The following is a 25,668-nucleotide window of genomic DNA, read 5'->3' as shown; positions in this document are numbered from 1 at the left end:
TGGATCAAAAAAGAATAACAGGAGAAGGAAGTGAAGCCTGAACCGATGACCAATGGATTTAGGTACATTGGTCATCGGTTAAGGAAAAATCGTTATCAATTGCATTGATTTTCATAAAATTTGTTAAATTATTCATCAAATGCAAAACTGGAATCTGATATCGATTTCAATTTAAACACTAAACATTTGGGTTTGAGTTTTTCCGTCGAAATCGAGATCAGCAGCTCAAAATCCTTAACCGAATACAAATGGATTTAGGTATTAGATTTACAGGAAGCGGATTTACAGGAAGCGGATTTACAGGCAATTACAGCCCTAAACGAACTCTATCTTGTACTTCATTTAATCTGCTCGAATCTCCTGATTTTTTTATTACTCTTAGTTGACTGCCTTCAAATATCTAAGTTCTGGAATAGATCACATTTTTAAAAATAACGCAGATTTGAAACGTTAGTTTTTGAGTCTTTCAGTTCTGAAATGTCCATGTTCTAAGTTTCAGGTTCTCAATTTCGACGTGTCAACTTTAGATATATAGAACTACATCCGAGTCTAAAGATATTCTAACTATATAGTATATTAGGACAATCTATATATATTCGATGTGCAAATATAATGGTTGAGGAAAAGAGAAATCGAACCCGAATGAAGAAATACACTAAACACAATAAAGAAGAGGTGATAAAAAATGGAAAGACTAAGGAATTTGATCCTCGAAAACGTAGCAATGTTCAATAAGGCGTTTCCGAACAGATTCTGCCATAGTCCGGATGTCATCTCCGCAATCTCACACGACTATAAGTTCACTTACGGACAGGTTGAAAACGAGATCGAGAAGATGGTCCATGAAGGAGTTCTTGATGCAGAACTTTCGGACTGGTATGAAATAAAGCTCGTATAATGAGCTTGCTGCCTTTCGAGCAGAAATTAAAGAAATAGAAATCACAAAACACCGTACAACGACAAAAAGGACTAACTGAGAAATAATAAATCGGACTGAATATCTAAGAACTTAACCGGATATTTGGCCGCTTAGTTAAGTATTTGCACACCAAATCGTAGGTGTCCAAATCGGATAAAGAAATAAAATACGGCGAAAACTTCCATACAGATATAAATTCATTCGAAGTTTCGCAGGTAGCTAGATTCTTTTTCCCGAAAAACCTTTTTTAATCTTGGATAATTTTAAGAAACTGGCATTTTGAATAGCTGCTTTTTTTATGATCTGGCTGTGATCGTGTTGAGGAAAGCGTAACAAAATGTGTGGGCAAATTGAAGATTCTGTGCAATATGAAACAAAGGAGTATCGAGATTTCTGGCTGAGTTCAGATACCCCGATTAAAATTAAAAATTATACTAAGTTTCGAATATATTCATCGATGTTAGATATTGGATTATGATCAATTATTACTCTATCTTCTATAGTTCCTATCGATCGATAGAAGTTTACAGTATTAGGAGGATAGTGATTCTTTACGGTTTCATAGACCAATTCAGCATCTTCAGGATCGATTCCCAAGCCAAAAATAATTCTTTTTAGATCTCCTTCCCAATAATTAAGTATATCATTTTTAAGTTCATTTTCAAAATGGATTATTCTATATTCTCGTTCGTATTGATAGTCATCTGCTTTTGTGCGTAGACGCTTACATATTTTTCTAGCGGCTTGTTCATCGAATATATTTATTTTGTCTTTTAAACTAGAAGCTAGCACGTAATATACATTATAAAGTTCACTCTCTATTCTTGATGTACCTAGTGATGTTGAAATGTGCATGTAGTTTGTATTTGTAGATTTTATAGGACTATAACAAAGGCAAATACCTCTATGGTTATCGGCATGCTCCTCCCACATGCTAACACTACTACACGTGTTACTAAAACAGCAAACTCTTGGCGATGCGGTTAAATCCCCACGATAACCATTTCTTGCTCGTTCTTTGTCGTATCTTTCGTTTCGAACTAGGGTATAGATATCTCCATCTTTTGTGAAATATCCACGTTCTAGATAGTCGGTTAGTAATTGTTTTGCTTCAGCCTGAGTACAATCTACTATTCTAGCTTTACGATTAATCATAATAAGATTAGCCCATTGATCTTCTGTCCCACTTTCATCTAACCAAACTTTACAGTCATCAGGATCTTTGAATGTTGCTGGATCGCTAAAATACAATTGTTTGAGAGCTAAGTTTTCTATAGTGTGATTATCATCGGATTTCGAGATAGCTCTGTACTGGAAAACTAATGTTTCATCTTTCGTGTAAGTCACCGAATATATATCCTATTATATACTACAAATAATTTACATAGCCTATGATTTGAGTAACTATTCTGGGCTTGAACAGACTTGAGGATATGATAATGCTGAATTCGGGATATGTTACAAGCAGCTTAACACTAATATCCCAAACGCTATCAATTACCGTTGTGCTCATTTCGGTACATCGAGGATATACTAAATATCCCAAAACAGGCGACTACATCCAAAAGCTACTGTCTGAAGGGGCTAAGCAGACTCAAAAAGAAAAGTATTCATACAAATTAAATTAAAAATACTGTGTTCAGTTTCTTTTATATTTTAACTGCTCTGATGATTATTCTTTGTGTGGTAACTAAGCATTTAAGTTTATGCGGTGAAAACATGTTTGAAAGCATAAAAATCAAAGGCTTTCGTGGTTTTGCAGATGAACAAAAGCTGAAGCTTGCAAAACCTTATGATGGGAAAATAGGTTCAGGACTTACTGTAATTGTTGGCCCTAATAATGGCGGAAAGTCGACAATTATCGAATCTTTTAAATTATTGTCTTTAAGAAATGAGGTTAGCTTTACGGAAGGACAGAGAAATATAAAATCAGGGGACAGAGTTGAGATAAAATTATCATCATTTAATGACGGTTCGACATATAGTATAAAAACTGTCTCTGCCGGTGGGTGTGAAACAGAAAAGCACGGGTATCTATCAATTACAGTCTTACCGTCTAGGAGATTTTTTACCCCTTACTCAAATGAAGTATCATATGGACAAGATCAATGGCCGCTACAACCTGCTTCGATAAAAACTTTACAACATATGCTTGAACCTAGAGGGCAGCCAATTGATGCTGATGATAATAGGCTGTTCAAGGTTGTAGGAAATGAAGAATTCAACAAACTTTTGGAACAGATACTTGATTACAAATTAAAATGGACAGTTGATCTATCTAATACAAGAGAATATTATGTTAAGATTACAAACAATGGGGATCATGATTCAGATGGATTAGGCGAAGGACTTGTCAGTCTTCTTTTCATAGTAGAAGCTTTGTTAAACCAATCACCAGATAAACTTCTTGTCATCGATGAGCCTGAGCTATCCTTGCACCCACAGTTACAGAGAAATCTTCTAGACCTAATTCTTGAGAAATCAAAGGAAAGTCAAATAGTGTATGCTACTCATTCTCCTGAAATGGTTTCTATAGATGCAATCCTGAATGGTGGAACACTTGCTAGAGTGGTAAACCAAGGTAATGGTTCAAAAATATATCAATTAAATGAGAAAAGTAGAAATTGTTTGAGGAAATTTGACGGAGATTTATTCAATCCACACGTTTTTGGGTATGATGCAAGATCATGCTTTTTTGAGGATGACAAATTAGTAGTGGTAGAAGGGCAGGAAGACGTAATGTTTTTGAGAAAAGCATTAAAGGATTTGGGTATTAACAAAAAGATTCGCTTCTTTGGTTTTGGTGCAGGTGGCGCTGATAAAATCAAATTCATAGTAACCATTTTAGAGAGTTTAGGCTTTGAAAAAGTTTGTTGTCTATATGACGGAGATGTAGATATCAAAAAGATAAATAAAGTACGACGTAAATTTCCACAATATGGCTTTAAGAGACTGAATGCTGATGATATACGAGATAAAGAATGCCGTGTTTATGATAAGTGTAGCAATCTACTTGATGGAAGTAAATGTAAAGATTGTAAGGACATGAAGCAAGGAATAGAATTCTGTTTATGTGAATGTGAAAACGTAGTCGATAAAAAGCGCTGTGAAAGTTGTAGACACATGAAGATAGGAATTTTTAACAAGAGCGGTGAAATAAAAAATGATTACAAACCAGGATTTGAATCCTTATTAAATAGAATAGCAGCTAAGTATGGATGCTAATAATAACTTTTAAGCAGATTTAAGGTATGCTAAAGCGATACTAAACTCGCGTTATGGTATAGCTTGGCTACACGATATGTAGATCAACACTGCTGAGCTTCTGAATATGTATACAAAAACGTTCTAGCAACTAAGCCCCGGAACTCAGTCATGGCCAGACAAAACAAACAATAAATTCGAAAAGCCTTCTTCTAATAACCTCTTGATAAAGCTTGAGTTTGGGCCTTAAATATAGTAGGCTAACCTTCAGCTAGCCCAACACGTATATTCCAGGCTTAATACAAAATTCGTCAACTCCTAACTAAATATCACACAGATCTACCTGATTCTGAGTAAAATCGATCCTCATTAGATGCGCTGCCATAAATATAGAGAGCAATTAGGAGAAACCAGAGATCACCTGCATAAATTCCAAAAATTGCCATGAGAATAGCAATAAACTTTCCGATAGAAGCTGCACTATGAGTAGCCTTTACGTAAGACATTTTCCTGGCAAGAAATGAGCGGAGTATCCTGCCACCATCCATAGGAAAAGCAGGCAGTAAATTAAAGATCCCAAGCAGTAAGTTCATTGATCCGAGAACCCAGATAATAAGATATATGGAGTTTTGAGCAAACGCAGAGTTAGAGGATATCACGTAATTGTATGTGAACAGGCAGATAAAACCTATAATGAGGCTCATTAAAGGCCCTGCAAAAGCTATCTTTGCTTCTTGTTCGGGTTTCTTTGGGATCTCCATAGAGGCAACACCTCCAAAGAGGAGAAGAGTAATGCTATCAATATTTGCTCCATAACGTTTTGCAAGATAGGAATGTGCCAGCTCATGTAAAAGTACTGAGACAAAAAGGAAGATGGCAGAAAGAGTAGAAAGAGCATATCTAACTGCTGTTGGCTCAATTCCTGCAAAACCATATGGCTGTGAATTGATCGCGAAAAAATATGCAGATATCGGAAGTGCCAGAAGGAATGATGTGTCCAGTTTGATAGGTATGTCCATTATATTCCCGATTTTCAAAGATGACTGCATGATGAAAAAACTCCGTTTTATTTCTATTAAATTAAACAATTAATATTTTAAACTTGAGTTCGAAAGAATTTTCAAAGTATGTCCTTACTCAACATGTACAAAAGTATAGAATTATGTAACTATTCATTTACAATGAGGACTTTTGGGGGGCATTAAATTTTAGAATCACATCGAATAACTAATGGAGAGAGCCAATAGAAAGCCAATAGAAAGCCAATAGAAAGCCAATAGAAAGCTATTCTGAAACTCAAAATTTGATTTTTGAACTTTTGATTTTTAAATTTCGTATTCGGAACAGTCAGTTGAATACCTAATCACTAAACTGATCCTGAAAGCTCATGATAATTCAGGACAAAATAGTCTTTGGGATAGGTTCTGAATGTAAATCCGTCGTAGTACCCAACTGTGCAGGTTCGTTCTTGGCAGCTGGTGTATAATCTCGGCGAATGTACTTCAATTCATATCGGTTATCGATGTCAATACGGTCAAGGTGTTTATCAAACGTTTTGCACATCCGATACTTGCAGTCACTGAACTCAGTCTGTATTTGTTCTTCTATAGACTTTGTGGACTCTATGATATACTCCTTACCACACTTCTTACATCCTGTTTTCGTGATACATAGCATATGTACGGTTTCAATGCCAGTCGCTGACGATTTTTCAGATGCCCGAGCAATTGCTTTAAGCACAACTCTGGCAGTGTCATTGTTTAGCTCGGAACCACAATCGCAAAGTTTGCTGTTATCGAAGATCTCGTTGTAATCGATTTCAATACATTTGTTGTTCAGTGCTATTTCACTATCTGCACAGGCATATAAGTCCGTTGTATCTGTTTCGTCCATAGTATCACAACAAATTACTATAAACTACTATAAACTGCCTAAAATATAAACTTTTGGATAATGTGATACTGTCCATAAATTGGACTTAAAAAATCGCTAAACAAAGCAAGACCAGAGTTTTTAATAAAGTGGAATAATATGCCAACGAGTCTTAATTGATCTCATTGAAAATATGTCATGTGTCACATGTTATATGTTACAGGTTACTTGTTATGTGTTGTATGTTATAATCTATTCTCTAGCTATAATATATTCTCTAGCATAACGTCGTTAATCTGAGTGCTTTTTTTCTGATAATATCTCTTTGCGTGCTCCACGAGCAGGGCATGATACTCCTGGTACACAATCAGATCTTCAGGCAAATTTTCTTCAAACAGGGCTTTGATTTCATTATAACTTGCCTTCTCATCAGCAAGGCCCAGGTTTGTTACTATTCTTTTAGTGTAGGCATCAACAACAAATGAAGGCTGTTTAAAGGCATAGAGCAGGATCGAATCGGCAGTCTCAGGGCCAACGCCTTTTAAAGAAAGAAGCTCTGTACGTGCAGGAATTCGAGCTCCAAGTTCCGAAAACCAGCAGGCAAGATTTTTCAGACGTACTGCTTTCTGGTTGTAATACCCTGCAGGCCTGATAGCTTCTTTTAAGATTTCCTGATCAAGGGAGAGAACTGCTTCAGGGGAAAAGGAGTGTATCTGCTGAAGGCTGAGGAGATCTTTAAGGCTCAGAAGAGCCTTTTCAACCTGTATCCAGCTAGTGTTTTGCGTAAGCAAGGCCCCACAGATAATTTCAAACTGCTGGCTTCTGGTTTGCGGGTAGGTATAATCGTCAGGATGATATCCCTGGATAGAGCCGGTTTTTGTGGGATTTGTCCCCCCGGCTTCACGGAGCTCGGTTAAAGGCCACCAGCCCTGAGGGCCATAAGAAGTAAGAAGACAATCGTAGATCTTCCTGATAACAGGCTTCATACCTGTTTTTTCGATACTGAGATCTTGCATACTCTTTTTCATTTAAACATCTTATACTAAAGGAATAGTTTAAAGCTTTTTCAGGATTAGCCTTTTTGCATTTTCATTTTCGAACTTTTCTTGTTTTACTAATTTACTATCTTTACTGATTTACTAGCTTTACAGTTTTACTATCTTTACTGATTTACTAGCTTTACAGTTTTACTAGCTTTACAGTTTTACTATTTAGTGCTTTACAACTTTGCTACCTTGATAACTTTATTATTTTTCTTAATCTAAGCGCCCAAAGTTTATTTCGATTTTTCCTTACATGTGTAATCAAAAAAAGAAAAGTGTTTTACTCTGTCGTCTTGAGACAGAATGGAAATTCCAGTAAATATGAACTAATCAAGCGTTTTAAAAAAGAAGTTAATTACTTTCGGAGGCAGTTTTGAATTTATCTAAGACGGCACTAACGCCCTGCTTTGCAGGCTGTTCTTCACTCTGTACAGCGGTATAAGATCCGGGAGCCCGAGACTTTGCCGGAGAATATTTGATAGCAAGCACTCTCATTATACTGAGCACAAATAGTAATGCCGCAAGACTTAAAATAAATTCATATCCAAATTCCTTTGAATAAAGGCCGACTGCGATTTCACGCAGGACTATAAATATTGTGGCATCTGTGATGTCCGTAAGCCTGATCCTGTCATTTTCCTGATAATCAACAAAAGCTTTGAAAAGGTCAATTACAATAAAAACCGTCAGTACACTTGTTACCATTTGACTGAATCCGCTTTCGAGAGACTCAAAAATAATGAGACGGATATCCAGCAAGGTCTTTATCATTCCCATAACTAAAGCCAGCAGTAGTATATAAAGAAAGATTATACTGATGCTATCAGTGACTCTTTTGAATAATTTAATACTATCCATTTTATCTCCTATATCCACTGCCTCTCATATTTTAGATCCTATATATAGTTTTTCATACAATTCTTTATACTTATTCAAGAAATATATTCTTGAGTTGTAACCACCTCCTTCTTTATCCCTTCTCTATTCTTTCTCTATTTTTTCTCTATTCTTTCTCTATTTTTTCTCTATTTTTTCTCTATTCTTTCCCTGCTTTTTCTGTTCTTTCTCTATTCTTTCCCTGCTTTTTCTGTTCTTTCTCTATTCTTTCCCTGCTTTTTCTGTTCTTTCTCTGTTCCTTTCTCCTTTCTATCCTCTATTACTTTCTTAGACAACCTTTCAGATGAAATGATCTCTGGAAGGCATCTAATCTTTCATTCATATCTCAGTGCATCCACGGGTTTCAGTTCAGATGCATTTTTTGCAGGCACAAGACCTGCAATCAGTCCTACAACTATGGAAACTAAGGTCGAAATAAAGGTAGCTTTAAAGCTGAGGGCGAATTCGAAGGGAGAATTCATTTTTATAGATATGAAGAAAAGAACTGCCTGTACTACAACTGTGCCAAGGAGAATACCTATGATTCCACCTACAAGGCTGATCATTGCGGAATTGCAAAGAAAGATCAGCATTATATCGTGGTTTTTTGCTCCTATGGCTTTCATAATCCCTATCTCTTTAGTTTTCTCAAGGACAGACGTAAACATCGTATTTGCAATTCCTGTAGAACCTACAAGGAGAGAAATACCTGCAATGAACGCCAGGAATGCGGTAAGGCCGTTAATCATCTTTCTGGTGCTATCAATTGCTTCTTTTTGAGAATTCACATAAAAGTCCTGGGTATCCTCGGTAACTTTTCTCGAGAGCCTCATTTTGCGTTCGATTTCTTTAAGGGCTGCTTCATAATCTGCATCTTTTTTGAGTTTGACTTCTATTGTGCTATAGACATACGTGGTGCTGTAGTCGTCCGTTTCTGTCTCAGAAATACCCTCGTGATCGGGAAGAGAATATGCATCCTGGTAAGACATATATAGGCTGCTTCCGAAAAGTCCTGTAAGGCCTCCAAGAAGCCCGCTACCCGTTGCCAGAATCCCGACTACCCTATATGACTTACCGTTTAATAGAACCATCTCGTTGAGCCTGATTTCCCTCTTGAAAGTCTTTTTTGCAAGTTCATTTGAAAGAACCACAACGTTTCGATCTCCGGTTCCCAGCATTCGACCCTGCTCTACTTCTTTCTTTGAGATTTTAGACCAGACAGCTGGGTCCACACCCTGGATCCAGACAGTAGTACTCTCGCCCCCGATCTTCATTTCTGCGCCTTTGTCAACATTAACATTGATATATTCAATAGCTGGAATGCTACGCAGGGTAAGTACATCCATATTTGTGAGTTGAGATTCCGTCTCCTGTTCAAACTCAATAGGGTTGGATTCATTATTCTGAGTTTCCTCTTCAGTCTCTACGGTCTCTGTAGTTGTCTCCGAGTAATCTCCCGAAATTTCTGAACTTCCGTCCGTACTACTGTCCGTATTTTCCGAATCCGCTACTGCGAATTCTTCGTCGGTTACCCGGAAGGGTGTCGAGGCTACGATTGTAATGATATCACCACCGAAGCCTTCCAGAGTTTCAGTTACCTCTTTTTCGAAATATTCCCCTGTAGTGACAATTGCCATTACCGAGGCAATGCCTATTATTATCCCTATTATAGTCAGCCAGCTTCTCAGCTTATTGGCTTTGACCATACTAAAGGCAATTTTTAAGATCTTTCCCGGCTTCATGGAACACAGACTCCGTTTTCCGCGTTCTTTTGATTTACTTGTCCGGGTCATCGAACTTTATTTCATTAAGTTCTTCTTGCTGTGCATTCTTCATTTTCATCTTCTTTTGGCGCCTTTTATAGAGAACAGCGCCTGCTACACAGGCGAGTATAGCTAATCCTATATACTTCAGTGAGCTCGAATTACCCCCTTTCGATTCATCAGACTCGGCTAATGGGGTGAAAGACGAGGAATAAAGTGGTATCTCCCTTTCCACAGTCTGTCTTATCCCATCATTTGAGGTGTAGCTAATTTCAAATTTAATAGGAAGCTCTTTATCCATAGCTGCAGGTTTCAGGTTGAAATCGGCAATTGTATTGTCTCCCTTTTGCAGGTTCCCAAGAACTACTGAGTTACTGCTGCCGCCTGCAACAGTCCAGTTTGCCTGTAAGGGGACAGAAACCTTGACTGAATTTGCCGCATTGTTTCCAATGTTAGAAACTGTAAAAGTATAAGCGCCAGTCGGGCTTCTTTCCATGAATGCGATATCGAAATCCGTGGTGCCTCCGACATAAACTCCTGCTTTGCTTTTGATCTCTTTTCGCTTCTGGTTTTCTACAGTGCCTGCTTCCGTGATAGTCTTGAGTTCCTCAACGTCATCGTAGGTGAGCACCATGTCCAGCTTATAAAGGCCTGGCTTTGTATTGACGTTTGTCAGAACCTGAAAGCTGACATTTTCAGTGTCTCCAATGTCAATCAGGTTAATGTGTTTAACATTGCTTGAACCCACAGGCAGGATTACATCATTAGCACAATCCCAGGAAAACATGGCGTTTTTCAAGGGGGAATTTCCCACATTTTTTATGCCGAAAATAAGATTAGTTTTCTGTCCTGGTACCATTTTTTCGACATTAATATATTCAATTTCAGCATTTGATTCACTATCAATTTCTATGTCAAATTCACTTGAACGGGAGACTCTGCTCCTATCTTTAGTTGTGTAAACGTATACTTTCAAAGGATATTTGCCTTCATTGACGCTGTTTTCTACTCCCAACTTGAATTTCACTACCTTCTGGCGGTTATCTTCATAGCGTTTTCCTAGAGTGCCTATGTTCTTTACAAGTGTTTCACCGGTAAGAGCCTTGAAAGGGTACTCGGGCTTGATTTCAAGAACACAGTTCTCAAGATCATCATATCCTGTATTCTGGATCGAAAGCCTTATTTCAAGGACATCTCCGGGTTTTACCGGATCCGGGTCCTGGTTGAGCAGGTCAAGGGTTAAGCCTTTATCAAGACCCGAACTAATATTGGAAGTACTCTTCTCATCAGTGCTCTCGCCTTCTAAAGTATCTTCCGCCAGCACAGGTTGAACGCAGAAGAAAAACAGTAAAAGCAAGCAAATAAAACTTGTAAGTTTAAATCCCATCTCAATTCCTCATTTTTTACTTATACAATAACTTTATAAAATGTCCAAAGAAGTTTTATCGGACGCATATTGTCCGAATGGAGGTTAATGTAATTTGAATATTGAGATAATCTCAATAATCTGAAATAGTTTAAATAACTTGAAATAGTTTAAATAATCGAAAGTAATCTAAACAGTCTTAATTTAGTATGAATAATCTAAACTTAGCTTGAATATGATTTAATCTCTGCTAAAAATATCCCGTAGTTTTTTCTTTCAGGTTTCGGCCTCAAGCACCATGTTTTGAGCTTCGGGGTCAAGTTTTTCTTCATTCATTTCATCCCTGACGATTTTTCCATCCTTCAGTTCAATATGCCTGCTTGCATATTTTGCAAGGTGCAGATCATGCGTAACCATAACTATTGTTTTCCCTTCCTCTTTCCAGAGCCTGTGTAGAGTTGCCAGTAATTCTTTTCCTGTAACACTGTCCAGAGCCCCTGTTGGTTCATCTGCGAGAATGATTTCGGGATTACATGCCAGAGCTCTAGCAATCGAGACTCTTTGTTGCTGGCCACCTGAAAGTTGAGAAGGTTTATGCTGAATTTTATCCGAAAGCCCTAAAAGCGCAAGCATTTTCTTTGCACGTTTTTCTGCCACCTTATCGTCAATTTCTTGGATTTCCAGGGGTAAAAGCACATTTTCAAGAGCCGTCATACCAGGAATTAGGTTATACTGCTGGAAAACAAACCCTATTGTCCTGCCTCTGAGGGCTGCAAGGTCAGATTCTTCAAGGTGAGCTATATTCCGACCTTTCAGGAAAATCTGACCTTTTGTAGGGATGTCCAGGCAACCCACGAGGTTCATCATTGTGGATTTTCCACTTCCAGAGGGCCCGACTATTGCAACGAATTCTCCTTTTCTTAGTTGAACGCTCACAGCTTTCAGGGCATTAACCCGAACTTCTCCCATTTGATAAATTTTCCATACATTCTGAAAGGCTATAAGTACATTTTCCATGTTTTCTCCTGTAAAACTTAATAAACTAATTATAATTAATCATTTAAAAGTTTATTCGTTTTTGAATATTATTAAAGATACTTACTATCTTTATAAAAAAATAAGATAAAATATGAAAACCGATTAAAAAGAGATACAAACTCACAAAAAACACCCAGAGCAAAAGTATTTTTTAGTAACTTATTCAAAGTCCGAGTCCTCAAAAAGAAATAACTCATCGATTGTGGTGTCCAGGCACCTTGAGATCCGGTATGCAAGCTTTAGTGAGGGATTGTATTTTCCTTTTTCAAGAAAAACAATGGTTTCTCTCCGGACGCCTACCATTTTTGCAAGGTCTTCCTGAGTAAGGTCATGCCTGGCCCGAAATTCCTTGATTCTTGTTTTCACGATTTTCCCTCCTAAGTCCTTACTCAACGTCACCTTTTCGTGTAAAATACCACCTGAAGATATTTGCTGAAATGGTCATAAAGAAAAGAAGTATACCAAGCACACTTTCAGCAGTAAAATCAACCATTTTGAAGAAGTTCGCCAAGTAGAGTACTGAAATGAGTATCAGTGTCAGAAGCCAGGAATAAGTTATCCCGTAAGCTGCAAGTTTTTTTGTCCTTTCATCCCTGTCCGGAAGGTCACCCTGCCTAAAGAACCTTAAGGCTGTCACAATAAAGAGGACTAGCCCCATGCTTATTAGAAAACTCGAAAACGAGGCATCGTGTTCATAAAAAGTTGCTGATACTATTCCAGCAAGTAGAACAATAACTCCTAAAGCGAGCTTGTAAACATATCTCTTTTCCATATTTCTCATAGCTGTCCCTTTGTATAATCTCAGTTTATTAACATGAGTAACCAGTGAAATCGATTTTATTTGACAATACCAAGGTATTGTTCCTTATTTACAACATAATATTAGATATTCATAACATTTAATTGTATTTATCTAACATTTAGTTAGATTTAGATAACATATGCTAGATCCATATAACATATACTAATATTTAAACTTTATCTAAAAGAGACCTCAGACCTAGGTTAAAATCAAACTTCCTTTTATCTATTATTTTTTCTGAAGATATTTCGGAATATGTAGACAAGAAACATCTGAAGATATTCCGGAATATGTAGACAAGAAACATCTGAAGTGATCAAAAACACAAATGTCTTATAAGACAGAAGATCCCTTAAAAGGCATAAGATTTTTTATTACAGGTTCTGGAGCAGATTAAAATGACCCTTGTTATAGCTTTTATAGGAAAAAACGGTGCAGTAATGACCGGAGACCTGCGGGAAATCACATTCGAAGGAGAGAAGCAAAACAGAGATAAGCTTGAAAAAGAGCTTTATAACGGGACAATAGTTACGGACGACGAGCTCGCAAATAAAGCACGTGAATTCGGGATCGGCATAACTGTTACGGACTGCAAAAGCAAGATTTCGGAAAGAGATGGTGTTTTGATAGGAGAAGTCTCTTCAATTGAAGGCGGGGTCACCAAAAAAAGAAGACTCTATGCCTCAGCTGGGAATTACGCAATTGCCGAGCTCAGGAATTCCGAGATAACCTTAACCTCGCACGCAAAGGGAAGCAACCTGATCGTCCTCGGAAACGATTTCACAAAGCAGGTAGCCAATAAATGCTTCAAAGACAACTGGACAAAGAAAAGTACTTTTCAGGACGCTGTAAAAATTCTTATCCTCTGTATAGAAACCGCAGCCAGGAAAACTGCTTCTGTGAGCAAGCAGTTCTTTTTGATTCAGACTGCCTCGAATGTTGATGTTTTAAAAATTGTAGAAAAGGACAGAAATAGCTGAAAAATAGAAAAGGCAATCAGTTTTCTAAGTTTTTCACTTTTGTTATTCTATAACTTAGTAACTCAGGTAATTTTAATATTATTCTATGAGATTTAAGTCTAAAAGTGCCTGATTTATAGATTTAAAAAAGTAAAAGTAGAAGTAAAAGTAAAAGTAAAAGTAAAAGTAAAAGTAAAAGTAAAAGTAAAAGTAAATCTATTATTTCTATTTAGTATTTTACCGGATTAGAACCATACCTTGAACCAGTTCTTTTTTCAGCTTCCACTTTTATTTTATGCCAACCAGAACGACATTCCTTTTTATGAATCATTTGTTTTACAGCATAAGCAAGCCCCATAGTTGCTAAGACAAAACCCACTATTTTCATGCTTTTATACACTTTAATTCACCCCAATTATTATCGCACCTTATCATTTATTAACATAAGCAAACAGTTAATAAAAAATCAGTGTAATTTTAAATGACATTTCAAAAGCCAATATTTTAAAAATTGTAGAAAAAGACCGACTAATATGAGAGATCGAACAAATAGTTAAAATGGCCAAATGAGTAGATAAATAACTAAAGGATTAAATGAACAGATGAGAAAGCAGAGAAATTCTCTGCCAGGAATTTTTCGGCTTATTCATCTGCAAAAAGCTCGACAAATTCGAATTTTGTCACATCGAACAGGCCTTTATCTCCCAATTTAAGTTCAGGAATTACTAGAAGCGACATAAATGAAAGTGTCATAAAAGGCGACATAAGTGAGGTTCCCAGTTTCCTGGCTTCTTCATTTAACTGCTCGTACCTTGCAGCTACTTCTTTTCCGTCCAGAGTACTCATGAGGCCTGAAACCTCCAGTGGGAGATCAAGAAGGTTTTCTGCGGTCCCAACAACGATTCCTCCCCGGTTTTCGACCAACCTGTTGACGGCTCCGACAATTTCTTCGTCCGTTGCTCCGACTGCAATTATATTATGACTGTCATGGGCAATGCTGCTTGCAATAGCCCCTTTTTTCAGGCCTATATTCTTAATGAAACCGATCTGGGCAGGGTCATTGGCATATCTGCTCAGGACAACCATTTTCAAAATATCCCTTCCTGGGTCCGAAACTAGGTTTCCGTTTTCTACTTTCGGAAGCACCGTTTCCTGGCCTGTGACGAGTTCTCCGTCCTGGGCAACTATTACTCGGATTTTTTTTATCTTTTTTTCCATTTGTTTTTCCATCTGTTCCCTTTTAATCTCCGAATCAGGCAGAGTCAACTTTATATCGTCAATAGAAATCTTGCCTCTGTTGAATACGTTTTTTACAGGAGCTTTTTCAACTGAAAAAAGTACCTTTCCGTTATCATAAACACAATTTCCGTCAATGAAGGTCTTCATTACATTGAATGATTTGAGGTTGTCTATGATAATGAAATCGGCAGGATCTCCCTCACGCAGCATCCCGACATTAAGCCCGTAGTGTTCAACAGGATTGATAACTGCTGCCCTTATGAGGTTATAAATGTCAAGTCCTTTTTCTTGTCCGCGCCTTAGAAGCTTATCGATATGTCCCTCATATATCAGAGTATCAGGATGAGAATCATCGGTGCAGAGCATGATCGATTCTGGATATTCATCGATTAACTTATGTAGCGTCTCGAAATTCCGGGCTGAACTACCCTCCCGAATCAGTATTTTCATCCCAAGCTTTATTTTCTCAACCGCTTCTTCGTAAGTAAAAGATTCGTGATCTGTAGAAATTCCTGCACCCACGTACTTCTGGAGATCGGCTCCTCTCAAACCTGGAGCGTGCCCATCTATAACTTTACCGTACTTTTTCGCAGATTCAAGTTTTTCCATTACCTCAGGGAACTCCATAACAACGCCAGGGAAATTCATCATCTCCGAAAGGTAGTACAGGTCGTCTCTTGCCAGCAATCGGTCAACAGTGTCGGCATCCAGCACCGCTCCCGAAGATTCAAAAGGCGTAGCCGGCACACAGGACGGCACTCCGAAAAAGGCCTTCAGAGGCACTTTTCCGGCATCCTCAAGCATGTAATCAATGCCCTCTTCTCCCATGACGTTTGCAATCTCATGAGGGTCACTAACAACTGCAACCGTACCTCTTGCAACGACCATCCGGGCAAAAACCGAAGGCACGGTCATCGAACTTTCTATGTGCACATGAGCGTCTACAAGCCCTGGAAGGATATACTGTTCATTCTCGTGCTCCTTCTCGTGCTCCTTCTCTTTAATACTGATAATCTTCCCGTTTTCAACGGCAATTTCACCTTTGAATTTCCGCCTGGAAATGGCATCAACAATAATTCCCTGGTACGTTTGCATAGTGATTCATTGCAACCGTAAATTTATAAATTTTTTCAAATAAGCTGATGTTGAGCAGGTACAGATCTCTGAAAAGTTGTGGAAGAATATCAGAGAAAGTAACAGTGAGAAATTCGAAGGTAAGATGTTTAATTAATTGAAATATAATTATAAATAAAAATATAACTATAAATGTAAATATAACTATAAATGTAAATATAACTATAACTGTAAATATAAATATAAATATAAATATTGAGTGTTAATTGTGAATGAAATATAAATACGATACAAAAGTACAATAATATATGGAAAAAAGTCATATAGAGATAAAAAGGCTGAAAATCCGGAAAATGAAGCGTGATGAAGCCGAATTTGCAATCCAAATGGCAGCCGGCGAAGGATGGAACCCTGGCATCCATGACGGGGAAATTTTCTATGATACCGATCCTGACGGTTTTTTTATTGCAGAGATTGACGAAAAGCCGGTAGGCTGTGTCTCTGCTGTCGCATATGACGATTCCTTTGGTTTTTTTGGCTTCTATGTAGTTAAACCCGAATTCAGGAAAAAAGGAATTGGGACGAAATTGACTGAAAAATCCCTGGAAAATCTGGGAAACAGGAATATCGGGCTTGATGGGGTATTGGAAAACGAAAAAAAGTACCAGGAGCTTATGAAGTTCAAATCCTTTTACAGCAACCTGCGTTTTGAAGGAAGAGGTGAAGGAGAAGTTCCGAATGGACTTGTAAAAATCTCGGACGTCCCATTTGAAAGTCTGCTTGAGTACGACAGGGAAATGTTTCCGGCTCCAAGACCTGTTTTTCTGGAAAAATGGATTAAACAACCTGATTCTTATGCCTTTGCAGCCGTTGAAGCCGGTAAGCTGAAAGGATACGGTGTTATAAGGAAATGCCAGAACGGATACAAAATAGGCCCTCTTTTTGCCGATGACCCGATAACAGCGGAGAAAATCTTTCTGGCTCTCAAGGCCTCTGTTCCGGATGAAGCCATATATCTTGATGTTCCGGAACCAAACAAAAAAGCAATGGAGATTGCCAAGAAATATGAAATGACTGTGATGTTCAAAACTATTCGGATGTACAGTCGAGAAGAGCCTGACATAAACCTTGAAAAGGTCTACGGGGTCACGACTTTCGAGCTTGGGTGAAGGTTTGTAAGGTCAATCCTATCCTGAATCTCATCCAATTTACTTCTAAGTTCAGGATTTAAGTTCTTAATCTTTTTTCAGCTTATTAAATTCGTTTTGAATCTGCGGCAAATATATCTTTAAATCTATATTGACGCTTACATTAACATCTGTTTTTGTTCTACCTCTGTTTTTGTTCTACCTTTGTGATTGGATTAGCTTCAGACTTCACCACAAAATTTGAGCCTATCACAATATTTTGCATCAGCTTTCTTAAGGTTTCTTCATGCTCATATTCATTAAATTTTTCTTCTCTCTTCTTATAATCGTCTAATGGCAATGAAATTGATATGTGCTCGTAGCTTTCATGATATTGGATGGTTTCTTCTCTTTTCATTTCAGATTTTAACAGCTTTTCATATGAGTATCTTTCAGGACAATTATTAGGAAGGTCAGATAAAACATAAATACAACATAAAAGTACAGTAATACATGGAAAAAAATAATATAGAGATTCAAGGGCTGAAAATCCGGAAAATGAGACGTGATGAAACCGAATTTGTGGTCCAAATGGAAGCCGCCCAAGGATGGATCCCTGGCATCCATGATGGGAAACTTTATTATGAAACCGATCCTGACGGTTTTTTTATTGCAGAATTTGAAGGAGAGCCCATAGGCTGTGTCTCTGCTGTTGCATATGATGATTCCTTTGGTTTTATTGGCGTCTATGTGGTTAAACCCGAATTCAGGAATAAAGGAGTAGGGATTAAATTAACTGAAAAATTCCTGGAACGGATGGGAAACAGAAATATTGGGCTTGATGCAGTAGTGGAAAACGAAAAGAAGTACCAGAAGCTTATGAAGTTCAAGTCCTTTTACAGCAACTTGCGCTTTGAAGGAAGAGGTGGAGGAGAGGTTCCGGATAGGCTTGTAAAAATCTCAGATGTACCATTTGAGAGCCTGCTGGAGTACGACAGGGAAATGTTTCCGGCTCCAAGACCTACCTTTCTGGAAAACTGGATTAAACAACCTGATTCTTATGCCTTTGCAACCGTTGAAGCCGGAAAGCTGAAAGGATACGGCGTTATAAGGAAATGCCATAACGGATACAGAATAGGCCCTCTTTTTGCCGATGATGCGATAACGGCAGAAAACATCTTTCTGGCTCTCAAGGCCTCTGTTCCGGACGAAGCTATATATATGGATGTTCCGGAACCAAACAAAAAAGCAATGGAGATTGCCAAGAAATATGAAATGACTGTAATGTTCAAAACTATCCGGATGTACAGCCGGGAAGAACCTGATATAAACCTTGAAAAGGTTTACGTGGTCACTACTATCGAACTTGGGTGAAGGATTCTAATCGACCTGTAAAAACGGAACTAAAATCATTTTCCAAGAAACAGATCTGGAACCGTAGGCATTGCAAGCCATTGGGCGAATTTGTTATAGGTTCTGCCAAGCTTTTGTGCAAGTTCTATACCTTTTTCGGTTCCTGTAATTAGCTTGCTATAGTTAGAATCAGGATCACTCAATTTTACGAGAAATCGATTCAATTTATTGAGAGGTTTAATTAACTTTTTCTGGTCAGAATTAGTATTTATTTCATCAAAGCTATCCTGAATTTTTTCCATCTCGCTATCAATTTTTGGATCTAAGTCTTCAAGTTCGTCTTTTAAATTATTAAACTCAGTCCGAATCTGTGGCAAATCTATGTTTAAATCTATATTGATGTTTACATTAACGTCGACGTCAAAATTTGTTTTTTGTTCTATTTTTGTGATCGGAGTAGCTTCTGACTTCACCACAATGTTTGGGCTTACCACAATTTTTTGCATCAGGTTTCTGAAAGTTTCGCCATGTTCATACTCATTAAGTCTTTCTTCTTTTCTCTTGTAGCCATTTAATAGTACTGAAATTGGTACATGCTTATAGCTCTCATGACATTGGATAGTATTTTCGTTTTCCATTTCTGCTTTTAACAATTTTTCGTAGGAGTACCTCTCAAGACAATTTTTTGAACAGTTGCAAGGAATTTGTTTACTGACTTTTATCTTTTTTATAGAAGCGTTTATTTCATCTAGATGGATACAAATAGCTCCGAGAACCCATCTTTTATTGTTACCTTTTATTCTGATTTCGATTTGTCTTTCATCTAGCTTCATCTTTACAAGAGCACTAGAGTTTTGGAATTTCAATACTGCTCCCTCTCTCCAGCAGAGAGGCATTCCATTCTCTTTTATCATGAGATTCTCATGCATGCGCACAATAAAACGAGTAATTATGCCGGAAGGCAAAAAGTAGTCATAACAATAATAGAAGCAAAGATCATCTTCCTTATTCCACTCAAAATTGTCGGGCTCATTTTTAGGTAATAATTCAGGAATAAGATAGTTACTCTTATTTGGAAGTTCATATGAAAGCTCAAATTTATTCATTAATTCCATAAGTTGGGGATGAACAGAAAACGGATATTTTTTAGTATTCCATATATGGCTCAGTTCACTTTGTGGCAGTACACCTTCATTATCGAGAACAGATTTTGTAGATAAAATTTTATAAAATGCTCCTGTAGCCCATTCAGGTTTTAATATTACAATATTCTTTAGTGTTAATCTATCTTTAAAATGAAGAGTTACTCCCAAATAATTCAAATAATCATCTAATATAGTTATATTCTTTTCGTCTAAACCTTCGGATTTGCAAATATCATAAAATCTGTAATAGTTAATCCAATTTTCACCAAGATCTTCCAATTTTTGTCTTACTTTAAACCACGAGTCTACCCACTTAGCCTTCATTAAAGGTAGATCCCAGGCAGTTTCACTAATTATTTCTTTTAAAACGGGAATTCCTTTACCATCTTTACTATCAATTTTTAGGTAATCGACAATTTGAGGAAATTTGCTTTTCAAATCTTTCAGGTTAAGATCGTCATTACTTTCATTCATTTTGCTCATTACAAGTATTACAGGGCTGTCTTCTCCAAAAGCTTCAATCGTGTGCAACCAGTAGTAAATATTATCATAATCTTTTGTTTTCCGGGCATTCCATAAAAGTAAATAGAGCGATCGTTTTGTCAGGAAAAACTGGTGAGTTGCGTGATAGATTTCCTGTCCTCCAAAATCCCATATATTTAGCTTGATTTCACTATTTCCTGAATCTGGAGCAGGAATTTTCCATTTTGATATATTTATCCCTTCAGTAATTTTAGAATATTCCAAAAACTTATCATTAATTAACCTGTAAGCGAGACAAGATTTTCCAACTTCCCCATTACCAACCAATATTAGTTTAGCTTCATTATTTTCAGTAGTTTTTGATTGATTAAAATAGGTAACAATAGCTTCCACCCCTCTTGAAGCAATTTCTGGAGGGGGTGAAGTTAACTTATCATCATCTACGTAAAGTGTTTTAAGGTTTTTAAGTTCTCCAATTTCTGGTGGAAGCTGTGTCATCTGATTACGATATAAGGAAAGTGTCTCAAGATTCTTAAGCCTTCCAATTTCTGATGGCAACTGGGTCAGCTTGTTCTTACTTAGTGCAAGGATTGAAAGGTTTTTAAGTTTTCCAATTTCTGATGGAAGCTGTGTCAGCTGGTTGCAATATAGGAAAAGTGTCTCAAGATTTTTAAGCTCTCCAATCTCTGGAGGTATTTGGGTTAGTTTATTATTAAACAATGTAAGCGCTTTAAGGTTTTTAAGTTCTTTAATTTCTCGTGGCAGTTCAGTCAGCTGATTATCATATAAGTTAAGAATTGTAAGGTTTTTAAGTTTTCCAATTTCTGATGGCAGCTGCATAAGCTGATTCCTAGATAAGTCAAGTGTTGTAAGGTTTTTAAGTTCTCCAATCTCTTGTGGCAGTGTAGTCAGGGTATTTTCAGACAAATCAAGTATTGTAAGGTTTTTAAGTTCTCCAATTTCTCGTGGCACTTGTGTTAGCTGATTCCCAGATAAATTAAGGTTTGTAAGGTTTTTTTCCTTAGCTACACTAATACGCTGTCCAACTTTTTCATTTGTCATCGGTATGCTCCATTTATATTATATCCAACATAATATTTAGGAGGGTCAATTCCTTTTCTGAGTATTACTGTTTAACTCTAATATCTTTTTCTTTTTTCGAATCTCACTATCAAGGTACAACTCTCTCTTGCAGTTATTTTTTAAAATAAGTTCGTTGCTTTCTGAAAACCAAACTGAAACCTCAAACCCCGATTAATAATTAATACCACCTCTACAATTATTCTCTTCATGTCCCCCAAAGCCGGATGGCAGTTCTGGATAGACCGCGGAGGCACGTTTACTGATATCGTAGCCCGCAGCCCTGATGGAAAACTGATCACACACAAGCTTCTTTCCGACGATCCGTGTCATTATAAAGATGCAGCCATGCACGGAATCCGACAGATTCTCGGGCTGCCAGGAAATGCGTCTCTGCCTGCTGAAATCATAGAATCCGTGAAAATGGGAACAACAGTCGGTACAAATGCTCTTCTTGAGCGGAAAGGAGAACGGACTGTACTTGTTATAAATAGGGGGTTCGGGGATGTTTTGAGAATCGGGTACCAGAACCGTCCGGATATTTTTGCTCAGAAAATCGAACTTCCGGAACAGCTTTATGAAAGGGTTATCGAGGTTTCCGGAAGGGCCGGAGCCGATGGAAAAGAGTTTGTGCCTCTTGACCTCGAAAACGCAAAAAAAGCTCTTGAAGCGGCTTTTGAAGCCGGAATTCGCTCAGCTGCAATCGTACTTATGCATGCATACAGGTATCCTGAGCATGAACTCAAACTCGGCAGGCTTGCCAGAGAAATCGGTTTTACGCAGGTTTCCCTCTCCCATCAGGCAAGCCCACTAATTAAACTCGTAAGCAGGGGGGAAACAACCGTAGTGGATGCATATCTCTCTCCTGTGCTCCGCAGATACGTTAATATGGTACAGGAATCCCTGGAAGACGGAAAGGAGGAAAAAGAAAGTGGGGATAGGGCAGAAAAAGGGAATGGAGATGGGAACGAAAAAGAATATGGAGACAGGATAGAAAAAGAAAATGGGGAAGGGACAGAAAATGGAACCGAAACAAATAGCGGGGAAGGAAAAGAGAACAAAGTTAAAAGAAGTCCCAGGCTTATGTTTATGCAGTCCAGTGGAGGGCTTACGGATGCGGAAACTTTTCAGGGCAAGGACTGTATTCTGTCCGGTCCAGCCGGTGGGATTGTTGGAGCGGTTGCAACCTCGGAAATGGCAGGGGCGAGAAAAATCATTACTTTCGATATGGGTGGCACATCTACGGATGTAGCCCAGTACAGCGGAGAATACGAGCGAAGCCTTGAAACCGAGATTGCTGGGGTACGCCTGCGTTCGCCTATGATGCGCATACATACGGTTGCAGCAGGCGGAGGTTCCATACTTCATTACGAGGGAGGCAGGTTCAGGGTAGGGCCGGATTCGGCAGGTTCGGATCCAGGGCCGGCGTGTTATCGTAAAGGAGGGCCGCTTACGGTTACCGACTGCAATGTCATGCTTGGAAAGTTGCAGCCTGAGTTTTTCCCAAGAATCTTTGGGCCTGAGGCTGATCAGCCTCTTGACTCCGAACTTGTGCACAGGAAATTCGAAGAGCTTGCAGAAAAGGTTTCAGGTGAAGGCAAAAACGAAAGCAATAGCCGGACGCCTGAGCAGGTAGCCGAGGGCTTCCTTTCGGTTGCAGTCGAGAATATGGCCAATGCCATCAAGAAAATCTCGGTCCAGAGAGGATACAATATAAAAGAGTATACTCTCTGCTGTTTTGGAGGAGCTGCTGCTCAGCATGCCTGCAGGGTTGCAGACAGCCTTGGGATCAAAAGCATCTTCATTCATCCGTATGCAGGTGTACTTTCGGCATATGGCATGGGACTTGCAGACCAGATACTTATAAAAGAACGCTATATAGGCAGCGAGCTCTCGGACACGCTGGTAGATAATTTGAAAACGATATTTTCCGAGCTTGAGCATAAAGGCCGCTTGCGCATGCTCAAACAGGGCGTGCAGCAATCTCGAATAACTGCGCTCTATAAGGTCCATATGCGTTATGCAGGTTCAGATACACAGCTTGTCATCGACTTTTCGGACACGGATGTTCTCACGAAGGGCTTTGAGGAAGCCCACAGGAAGCGCTTCGGATTTGTAATGGAAGGAAAATCCCTGATTGTTGAAGCTGTTTCGGTAGATATCATCGGAATTAACGAAAGAGTTCTGGACCCTGTGCTGGAAAAGGAAGAGAATCCTGTTTTCTCTCCTGTCGCTGCGGTGAAGATGTACAGCAATGGAGAGTTTCACGATACCCCGGTTTTTCAGAGGGATGAGCTCAAGCCCGGAACCCATGTAAGCGGTCCGGCAGTGCTTATTGAGAAAAACACAACCATTGTGCTCGAACCCGGTTGGAAAGGCACGATTACTGAACGCAACCACCTTTTCCTTAAACGGGAAGTTCCACTCTCGGGCCATGCAGCCATAGGAACAGATGTTGATCCTGTAATGCTCGAGATTTTCAATAACAGATTCATGTCAGTTGCCGAGCAGATGGGTTTTACCCTTCAGAACACTGCCCACTCAGTAAACATAAAGGAGAGGCTGGACTTCTCCTGTGCTCTTTTTGATAGTCAGGGAAACCTGGTAGCAAATGCTCCTCATATCCCTGTGCATCTGGGCTCAATGGGAGAATGTGTAAAATCCCTTATCCGGACACAGTTACAGGAAATGCATGCCGGGGATGTATTTTTGATCAATTCCCCATACCATGGAGGAACCCATCTTCCTGACATTACGGTTGTTACCCCGATGTTTGGAAACTCCAGAAAAATCCTGTTCTACCTGGCTTCCAGAGGCCATCATGCCGATGTTGGAGGAATCAGCCCAGGGTCGATGCCTCCTGGTAGCAGGACAATTGTTGAAGAAGGGGTACTGAGCGAAGGCATGAAAGTCGTAGAACAGGGCCGTTTCTGTGAAGAAAGGCTAAAGACGTGGCTGGGCTCGGGAAAATACCCTGCAAGGAACCCTGACCAGAATATTGCGGATATCCGAGCACAGATTGCAGCAAATGAAAAAGGCCTGTCCGAACTGTGCAGAATGGTTGAAGAGTTTTCCTTTGAAACGGTTGAAGCCTACATGGGACATGTGCAGGATAATGCTGAAGAAGCAGTCAGAAGAGTTATTGACAGGCTTGCAAACGGGAAATTTACTTATACACTCGATGATGGAAACGCAATTAAAGTGAAGGTTACAATTGACCGTAAAAACCGGAGCGCCAAAATTGATTTTACAGGTACTCCTCCTCAGCTCTCAAATAATTTCAATGCTCCGGCATCGGTTTGCATAGCTGCTGTACTTTACGCTTTCAGGATGCTTGTAAAAAGTGACATTCCACTGAATGAAGGCTGCCTGAGGCCGCTTGAGATTATTATTCCCGAGGGCTCTCTGCTCAAGCCAGAGCCTCCTGCTGCCGTTGTTGCAGGGAACGTTGAAACCTCGCAGTACATTGTTGATGCCCTGTTCGGAGCTCTTGGCACGCTTGCGGCTTCTCAGGGTACGATGAACAATTTTACCTTCGGAAATGCTGATTTTCAGTATTATGAAACTATTTGCGGAGGTTCAGGAGCAGGCCCGGACTTTTCAGGAACGGATGCTGTGCACACTCATATGACCAACTCCAGAATTACCGATCCTGAAATTCTTGAGACGAGGTTTCCTGTTTTGCTTGAAGAATTTTCCATCCTGAAAGGAAGCGGTGGAGACGGCAAATTCAGAGGTGGAAACGGGGTTGTCCGAAAGATCAGGTTCCTGAAAGATATGAACGCTGCCATTCTCTCAAGCCACAGAAAACTTCCACCTTTCGGGCTCAAAGGCGGAATGCCTGCAAAATGCGGAAGAAACTCACTTGTCCGCAGGGACGGTAGTGTTCTTCAAATTGAAGGCCAGGCCGAAGTTGAGCTGAAGTCAGGAGAGCTTTTTGTAATCGAGACTCCGGGAGGTGGGGGTTATGGCGAGAAGGAAGATTAATAAACTGTAATCTAAAATAAACTGTAGAGAATTTCGATAAACCTCTAATATCAAGAAGTTACTTATATACCATTTATAAGCAACCAGCCATAAACTGAGGTTTATCGAAATTCTCTGTAATCTAAAATGAACTGTAATCTAAAATGAACTGTAATCTAAAATGAACTGTAATCTAAAATAAACTGTAATCTAAAATTAAGGTGGTTCCTTAATAATCAGTTGATATTTCCCATGGTAGTTACCTATTCGCTTATAATGAGCATGTTTCAAAAATTTCTAATATTTACAATTTTAACCAAAAAAGTAAATTCCGTTTAGATTTATTGATCTTAATTTCT

Annotated in this window: 20 protein-coding genes; 6 read left to right on the top strand and 14 right to left on the bottom strand. The window is 38.7% G+C overall.

Features of this window, described 5'->3' with window-relative positions; translation table 11 throughout:
• The first annotated feature begins 685 nt into the window (after window positions 1-685).
• The gene (locus ASJ81_RS11690; RefSeq protein WP_095644599.1) at window positions 686-898 is read left to right on the top strand and encodes a hypothetical protein; all 213 of its coding nucleotides are present in this window, start codon (window positions 686-688) and stop codon (window positions 896-898) included.
• Window positions 899-1,348: 450 nt separating this feature from the next.
• Here ASJ81_RS11690 and ASJ81_RS11685 read toward each other — a convergent pair whose 3' ends face one another.
• The gene (locus ASJ81_RS11685) at window positions 1,349-2,266 is read right to left on the bottom strand and encodes a DUF2971 domain-containing protein (protein WP_095644598.1); all 918 of its coding nucleotides are present in this window, start codon (window positions 2,264-2,266) and stop codon (window positions 1,349-1,351) included.
• 372 nt (window positions 2,267-2,638) lie between these two features.
• Here ASJ81_RS11685 and ASJ81_RS11675 point away from each other — a divergent pair, with 372 nt between their 5' ends.
• The gene (locus ASJ81_RS11675; protein WP_170943292.1) at window positions 2,639-4,144 is read left to right on the top strand and encodes an ATP-dependent nuclease; all 1,506 of its coding nucleotides are present in this window, start codon (window positions 2,639-2,641) and stop codon (window positions 4,142-4,144) included.
• 308 nt (window positions 4,145-4,452) lie between these two features.
• Here the strand turns inward: ASJ81_RS11675 and ASJ81_RS11670 are convergent, their stop codons facing one another.
• The 9 genes from ASJ81_RS11670 to ASJ81_RS11630 all read right to left on the bottom strand — a co-directional run bounded on the left by ASJ81_RS11670 (window position 4,453) and on the right by ASJ81_RS11630 (window position 12,862).
• Window positions 4,453-5,172, bottom strand: a complete 720-nt coding sequence (locus ASJ81_RS11670) for a site-2 protease family protein (RefSeq protein WP_245860099.1) — start codon at window positions 5,170-5,172, stop codon at window positions 4,453-4,455.
• Between the two features lie 346 nt (window positions 5,173-5,518).
• Complete coding sequence (locus tag ASJ81_RS11665; protein WP_095644595.1) at window positions 5,519-6,016, bottom strand: hypothetical protein; 498 nt, start codon at window positions 6,014-6,016, stop codon at window positions 5,519-5,521.
• A 242-nt stretch (window positions 6,017-6,258) separates the two neighbouring features.
• Window positions 6,259-7,023 (bottom strand): endonuclease III domain-containing protein, encoded by a 765-nt coding sequence (locus ASJ81_RS11660; RefSeq protein ID WP_095644594.1) that lies wholly within the window; start codon window positions 7,021-7,023, stop codon window positions 6,259-6,261.
• 366 nt (window positions 7,024-7,389) lie between these two features.
• Entirely contained in the window at window positions 7,390-7,896 is a 507-nt protein-coding gene (locus ASJ81_RS11655; RefSeq protein WP_095644602.1) for a phosphate-starvation-inducible PsiE family protein, read from the bottom strand.
• Between the two features lie 353 nt (window positions 7,897-8,249).
• Window positions 8,250-9,656 carry an ABC transporter permease gene (locus tag ASJ81_RS11650; protein ID WP_095644593.1) on the bottom strand — a complete coding sequence of 469 codons (1,407 nt, stop codon included), beginning with the start codon at window positions 9,654-9,656 and terminating at the stop codon, window positions 8,250-8,252.
• Window positions 9,657-9,690: 34 nt separating this feature from the next.
• Window positions 9,691-11,064 carry a COG1361 S-layer family protein gene (locus tag ASJ81_RS11645; RefSeq protein WP_095644592.1) on the bottom strand — a complete coding sequence of 458 codons (1,374 nt, stop codon included), beginning with the start codon at window positions 11,062-11,064 and terminating at the stop codon, window positions 9,691-9,693.
• Between the two features lie 255 nt (window positions 11,065-11,319).
• Window positions 11,320-12,060 (bottom strand): ABC transporter ATP-binding protein, encoded by a 741-nt coding sequence (locus ASJ81_RS11640; RefSeq protein WP_095644591.1) that lies wholly within the window; start codon window positions 12,058-12,060, stop codon window positions 11,320-11,322.
• 180 nt (window positions 12,061-12,240) lie between these two features.
• The gene (locus tag ASJ81_RS11635) at window positions 12,241-12,447 is read right to left on the bottom strand and encodes a helix-turn-helix transcriptional regulator (RefSeq protein WP_095644601.1); all 207 of its coding nucleotides are present in this window, start codon (window positions 12,445-12,447) and stop codon (window positions 12,241-12,243) included.
• Window positions 12,448-12,466: 19 nt separating this feature from the next.
• Entirely contained in the window at window positions 12,467-12,862 is a 396-nt protein-coding gene (locus tag ASJ81_RS11630) for a hypothetical protein (RefSeq protein ID WP_095644590.1), read from the bottom strand.
• A gap of 419 nt (window positions 12,863-13,281) precedes the next feature.
• Here ASJ81_RS11630 and ASJ81_RS11625 point away from each other — a divergent pair, with 419 nt between their 5' ends.
• A complete protein-coding gene (locus tag ASJ81_RS11625) occupies window positions 13,282-13,863 on the top strand; it encodes an MJ0548 connectase family domain-containing protein (protein WP_095644589.1) in 582 nt (193 codons plus the stop codon).
• A 208-nt stretch (window positions 13,864-14,071) separates the two neighbouring features.
• On the opposite strand, the gene ASJ81_RS22805 is transcribed toward ASJ81_RS11625, so the two are convergent.
• Together ASJ81_RS22805 and ade are read right to left on the bottom strand one after the other, a co-directional pair.
• The gene (locus ASJ81_RS22805) at window positions 14,072-14,230 is read right to left on the bottom strand and encodes a hypothetical protein (protein WP_212556069.1); all 159 of its coding nucleotides are present in this window, start codon (window positions 14,228-14,230) and stop codon (window positions 14,072-14,074) included.
• 254 nt (window positions 14,231-14,484) lie between these two features.
• Window positions 14,485-16,176, bottom strand: a complete 1,692-nt coding sequence (gene ade, locus ASJ81_RS11620) for an adenine deaminase (RefSeq protein ID WP_095644588.1) — start codon at window positions 16,174-16,176, stop codon at window positions 14,485-14,487.
• A gap of 287 nt (window positions 16,177-16,463) precedes the next feature.
• On the opposite strand from ade, the gene ASJ81_RS11615 reads away from it, so the two are divergent.
• The gene (locus ASJ81_RS11615) at window positions 16,464-17,324 is read left to right on the top strand and encodes a GNAT family N-acetyltransferase (RefSeq protein ID WP_095644587.1); all 861 of its coding nucleotides are present in this window, start codon (window positions 16,464-16,466) and stop codon (window positions 17,322-17,324) included.
• Between the two features lie 160 nt (window positions 17,325-17,484).
• Here ASJ81_RS11615 and ASJ81_RS11610 read toward each other — a convergent pair whose 3' ends face one another.
• A complete protein-coding gene (locus tag ASJ81_RS11610; protein WP_095644586.1) occupies window positions 17,485-17,700 on the bottom strand; it encodes a hypothetical protein in 216 nt (71 codons plus the stop codon).
• Window positions 17,701-17,795: 95 nt separating this feature from the next.
• On the opposite strand from ASJ81_RS11610, the gene ASJ81_RS11605 reads away from it, so the two are divergent.
• Window positions 17,796-18,656 (top strand): GNAT family N-acetyltransferase, encoded by an 861-nt coding sequence (locus ASJ81_RS11605; RefSeq protein WP_095644585.1) that lies wholly within the window; start codon window positions 17,796-17,798, stop codon window positions 18,654-18,656.
• 35 nt (window positions 18,657-18,691) lie between these two features.
• Here the strand turns inward: ASJ81_RS11605 and ASJ81_RS11600 are convergent, their stop codons facing one another.
• On the bottom strand, window positions 18,692-21,325 hold the full coding sequence (locus tag ASJ81_RS11600) for a COR domain-containing protein (RefSeq protein ID WP_095644584.1): 2,634 nt from the start codon (window positions 21,323-21,325) through the stop codon (window positions 18,692-18,694).
• 228 nt (window positions 21,326-21,553) lie between these two features.
• On the opposite strand from ASJ81_RS11600, the gene ASJ81_RS11595 reads away from it, so the two are divergent.
• Window positions 21,554-25,330 (top strand): hydantoinase B/oxoprolinase family protein, encoded by a 3,777-nt coding sequence (locus tag ASJ81_RS11595; RefSeq protein ID WP_095644583.1) that lies wholly within the window; start codon window positions 21,554-21,556, stop codon window positions 25,328-25,330.
• The last annotated feature ends 338 nt before the right edge of the window (window positions 25,331-25,668 follow it).

The organism is Methanosarcina spelaei (genome assembly GCF_002287235.1).
GTDB classification, from domain to species: domain Archaea; phylum Halobacteriota; class Methanosarcinia; order Methanosarcinales; family Methanosarcinaceae; genus Methanosarcina; species Methanosarcina spelaei.
The sequence above is the reverse complement of the archived record's forward strand: the minus strand, read 5'-3'. Positions and strand labels throughout refer to the sequence as shown.